Annotated in this window: 3 rRNA genes; all 3 read right to left on the bottom strand. The window is 55.4% G+C overall.

What is annotated here, in order from left to right:
• Positions 1 to 8: 8 nt before the first annotated feature.
• Positions 9 to 121 (bottom strand): 5S ribosomal RNA (rrf, locus tag BST15_RS20595).
• A gap of 148 nt (positions 122 to 269) precedes the next feature.
• A 23S ribosomal RNA gene (locus BST15_RS20590) occupies positions 270 to 3,390 on the bottom strand.
• A 358-nt stretch (positions 3,391 to 3,748) separates the two neighbouring features.
• Positions 3,749 to 5,283, bottom strand: a 16S ribosomal RNA gene (locus BST15_RS20585).
• The 16S, 23S and 5S rRNA genes sit together here, the layout of an rRNA operon.
• Positions 5,284 to 5,432: the final 149 nt, after the last annotated feature.

Raw genomic sequence — 5,432 nt, 5'->3', positions numbered from 1 at the left:
TAAATTGTGTTCGGCGGTGTCCTACTTTTCCACCCGTGTGGGCAGTATCATCGGCGCTGACAGGCTTAGCTTCCGGGTTCGGGATGGGACCGGGCGTTTCCCTGTCGCTATTTCCGCCGTAACTCTATTTTTTTGTTGTGGTGGGCCGGCTCCCCGTTTTTTTGGGGGGGCGGGGTTGCCACCGTGCCATCAAGACATGTGTGTTTGATGGTGGGGTGTGGTTAAAAGGTTTTGTGTGTGGTTGCGGGCAACACGTAATTGTTTCTTTGTGTTGTAAGTTTTCGGCCGGTTAGTGCCAGTTCCCTGCACACCTTGCGGTGCTTCCAGGTCTGGTCTATCAATCCCGTAGTCTGCGGGGGGCCTTATCCCTCTAAAAGGGTGAGAATCCTGGTCTTGGAGTAGGTTTCCCGCTTAGATGCTTTCAGCGGTTATCCTGTCCGAACGTAGCTATCCAGCCGTGCTCCTGGTGGAACAACTGGTATACCAGAGGTTCGTCCGTCCCGGTCCTCTCGTACTAGGGACAGGTTTCCTCAAGATTCTGACGCGCGCGGCGGATAGAGACCGAACTGTCTCACGACGTTCTAAACCCAGCTCGCGTGCCGCTTTAATGGGCGAACAGCCCAACCCTTGGGACCTGCTCCAGCCCCAGGATGCGACGAGCCGACATCGAGGTGCCAAACCATCCCGTCGATATGGACTCTTGGGGAAGATCAGCCTGTTATCCCCGGGGTACCTTTTATCCGTTGAGCGACACCCCTTCCACTCGGGGGTGCCGGATCACTAGTCCCGACTTTCGTCCCTGTTTGACGTGTCAGTCTTACAGTCAAGCTCCCTTGTGCACTTACACTCAACACCTGATTGCCGTCCAGGTTGAGGGAACCTTTGGGCGCCTCCGTTACATTTTAGGAGGCAACCGCCCCAGTTAAACTACCCACCAGGCACTGTCCCTGAACCAGTTTCATGGTTCGAAGTTAGAGGTCCAATACGATCAGAGTGGTATTTCAACAACGACTCCACCCACACTGGCGTGCGGGTTTCACAGTCTCCCACCTATCCTACACAAACCGCATCGAACATCAATACCAAGCTATAGTGAAGGTCCCGGGGTCTTTTCGTCCTGCCGCGCGTAACGAGCATCTTTACTCGTAATGCAATTTCGCCGAGTCTATGGTTGAGACAGTTGAGAAGTCGTTACGCCATTCGTGCAGGTCGGAACTTACCCGACAAGGAATTTCGCTACCTTAGGATGGTTATAGTTACCACCGCCGTTTACTGGGGCTTAAATTCTCAGCTTCACCCCGAAGGGTTAACCGGTCCTCTTAACCTTCCAGCACCGGGCAGGCGTCAGTCCGTATACATCGTCTTGCGACTTCGCACGGACCTGTGTTTTTAGTAAACAGTCGCTTCTCACTGGTTTCTGCGACCCTCTCCCGCTGCCCACCGCGAAGGTGTTGACGGTATGGGGGTCCCCCTTCTCCCGAAGTTACGGGGGTATTTTGCCGAGTTCCTTAACCATAGTTAACTCGTACGCCTTGGTATTCTCTACCTGACCACCTGTGTTGGTTTGGGGTACGGGCCGTGTGCGTGCTCGCTAGAGGCTTTTCTTGGCAGCATAGGATCACCGAATTCGCCGCAATCGGCTATGCATCACCTCTCGGACTCTATGCCAGACGGATTTACCTATCTGACGTCCTACGGGCTTACCCCAGTATTACCACTGACTGGTACGGCTACCTTCCTGCGTCACCCCATCGCTTGACTACTACCCACCCGGGTCCCACGCAGCCGGCGATCGTTGCACCCCGAAGGGATTAATCGACCACCATTTGGGTGGTTAGCAGAATGGATTCATCAGGGACGCTCACACACGGGTACGGGAATATCAACCCGTTGTCCATCGACTACGCCTGTCGGCCTCGCCTTAGGTCCCGACTCACCCTGGGAGGACTGGCCTGGCCCAGGAACCCTTGGTCTTTCGGCGGGCAAGGTTCTCACTTGCCTCATCGCTACTCATGCCTGCATTCTCACTCCCACACCCTCCACCACTAGATCACTCTGTGGCTTCACCGGATGCAGGACGCTCCCCTACCCAATACTTACGTATTGCCGCGGCTTCGGCGGTGTGCTTGAGCCCCGCTACATTATCGGCGCACAATCACTTGACCAGTGAGCTATTACGCACTCTTTCAAGGGTGGCTGCTTCTAAGCCAACCTCCTGGTTGTCTTCGCGACTGCACATCCTTTTCCACTTAGCACACGCTTTGGGGCCTTAGCCGGCGATCTGGGCTGTTTCCCTCTCGACGCACGGAGCTTATCCCCCGCCGTCTCACTGCCACGCTTACACTCACCGGCATTCGGAGTTTGGCTGACGTCAGTAACCTAGTAGGGCCCATCGGCCATCCAGTAGCTCTACCTCCGGTGAGAAACACGCAACGCTGCACCTAAATGCATTTCGGGGAGAACCAGCTATCACGGAGTTTGATTGGCCTTTCACCCCTACCCACAACTCATCCCCTCAGTCTTCAACCTAAGTGGGTTCGGGCCTCCACGCGGTCTTACCCGCGCTTCACCCTGGCCATGGGTAGATCACTCCGCTTCGGGTCCACAACACGCCACTACACCAACCCCAACGGATTGGATACGCCCTATTCAGACTCGCTTTCGCTACGGCTACCCCACACGGGTTAACCTCGCGACGTGCCGGTGACTCGCAGGCTCATTCTTCAAAAGGCACGCCATCACCCCACTCAAAGAGAGGGCTCTGACGGATTGTAGGCACATGGTTTCAGGTACTATTTCACTCCCCTCCCGGGGTACTTTTCACCATTCCCTCACGGTACTAATCCGCTATCGGTCATCGAGTAGTATTCAGGCTTACCGGGTGGTCCCGGCAGATTCACAGCAGATTCCACGGGCCCGCTGCTACTCGGGAAATCGTCACAAAACAGGTATCGGGTTTTCACGTACCGGGCTCTCACCGTCTACGGCAGGCCATCCCAAGCCACTTCCGCTAACCACAACACTTTGTCACTGTTCTCCAGGTGAGTAGACCCAGACATGACGCTCCCACAACCCCGCACACACAACCCCTACCCGGTATCACATGCATACGGTTTAGCCATCCTCCGCTTTCGCTCGCCACTACTCACGGAATCACATTTTGTTTTCTCTTCCTACGGGTACTGAGATGTTTCACTTCCCCGCGTTACCTCCCCACTGGCTATACATTCACCAGTTGGTGACACGACATCACTCGTGCCGGGTTTCCCCATTCGGACATCCTCGGATCCACGCTCGGTTGGCAGCTCCCCGAGGCATATCGCAGCCTCCTACGTCCTTCATCGGCTCTCGATGCCAAGGCATCCACCATGCGCCCTTAAACACTTACAAACACAAAAACCAAGAAACAAAAATTGCAAAACAAACAAGACAAAAGCCTCGCTTGTTAGATGCTCGCAACCACTATTCACAAAACAAACACCACACCCCACCACCAAGATGGAGCGACAACACACCCACCCCACACAGGGGCGAAAACAGGCCTGTTGCCTCAGGACCCAACAGTGTGCCCAACCCAAAGGGCCGGCCACCAGAAGCACAAAGCTCCTGGCAGTTGATGATCAAAGACGTTGTTGTTTCTAAAACAATCTGCACCACCGAACACCCACTACAGGCACCCGGCGAAAAATATCCCAACCATCACGATCCCGCACTCTTTGCGGGGACGGGGGAAAATGGTGCTCCTTAGAAAGGAGGTGATCCAGCCGCACCTTCCGGTACGGCTACCTTGTTACGACTTCGTCCCAATCGCCGATCCCACCTTCGACGGCTCCCTCCACAAGGGTTAGGCCACCGGCTTCGGGTGTTACCGACTTTCATGACGTGACGGGCGGTGTGTACAAGGCCCGGGAACGTATTCACCGCAGCGTTGCTGATCTGCGATTACTAGCGACTCCGACTTCATGGGGTCGAGTTGCAGACCCCAATCCGAACTGAGACCGGCTTTAAAGGATTCGCTAACCCTCACGGGATCGCAGCCCTTTGTACCGGCCATTGTAGCATGTGTGAAGCCCTGGACATAAGGGGCATGATGACTTGACGTCATCCCCACCTTCCTCCGAGTTGACCCCGGCAGTCTCTCACGAGTCCCCACCATTACGTGCTGGCAACATGAGACAAGGGTTGCGCTCGTTGCGGGACTTAACCCAACATCTCACGACACGAGCTGACGACAGCCATGCACCACCTGCACACAGGCCACAAGGGAACCGATATCTCTACCGGCGTCCTGTGCATGTCAAACCCAGGTAAGGTTCTTCGCGTTGCATCGAATTAATCCACATGCTCCGCCGCTTGTGCGGGCCCCCGTCAATTCCTTTGAGTTTTAGCCTTGCGGCCGTACTCCCCAGGCGGGGTACTTAATGCGTTAGCTACGGCACGGATCCCTAAAGGAAGGAAACCCACACCTAGTACCCACCGTTTACGGCGTGGACTACCAGGGTATCTAATCCTGTTCGCTCCCCACGCTTTCGCTCCTCAGCGTCAGTTACTGCCCAGAGACCCGCCTTCGCCACCGGTGTTCCTCCTGATATCTGCGCATTCCACCGCTACACCAGGAATTCCAGTCTCCCCTACAGTACTCCAGTCTGCCCGTATCGCCCGCACGCCCACAGTTAAGCTGTGAGTTTTCACGGACAACGTGACAAACCACCTACGAGCTCTTTACGCCCAGTAATTCCGGACAACGCTCGCACCCTACGTATTACCGCGGCTGCTGGCACGTAGTTGGCCGGTGCTTCTTCTGTACCTACCGTCACCCCAAGAAAAATCCTGGAGCTTCGCCGATACTGAAAGAGGTTTACAACCCGAAGGCCGTCATCCCCCACGCGGCGTCGCTGCATCAGGCTTGCGCCCATTGTGCAATATTCCCCACTGCTGCCTCCCGTAGGAGTCTGGGCCGTATCTCAGTCCCAGTGTGGCCGGACACCCTCTCAGGCCGGCTACCCGTCGTCGCCTTGGTAGGCCATTACCCCACCAACAAGCTGATAGGCCGCGGGCCCATCCCACACCGCAAAAGCTTTCCACCACACACCATGAAGCATGCGGTCCTATTCGGTATTAGACCCAGTTTCCCAGGCTTATCCCAAAGTGCAGGGCAGATCACCCACGTGTTACTCACCCGTTCGCCACTCGAGTACCCCCGAAGGGGCCTTTCCGTTCGACTTGCATGTGTTAAGCACGCCGCCAGCGTTCGTCCTGAGCCAGGATCAAACTCTCCAAACAAAAACCATTTGGAAACAATCCCAAAACATCAGTCAAAAACTGACATCAAAAAAACGCCACACCCCCAACACGGGGCGCCAAAGGCATGGCAAAAAACAACAACAAAAAATTTCACCAAACACACTATTGAGTTCTCAAACAACACGCCT

The organism is Mycolicibacter arupensis, assembly GCF_002086515.1.
Taxonomy (GTDB): Bacteria; Actinomycetota; Actinomycetes; order Mycobacteriales; family Mycobacteriaceae; genus Mycobacterium; species Mycobacterium arupense.
This window is presented reverse-complemented; position numbering and strand designations above follow the sequence as displayed.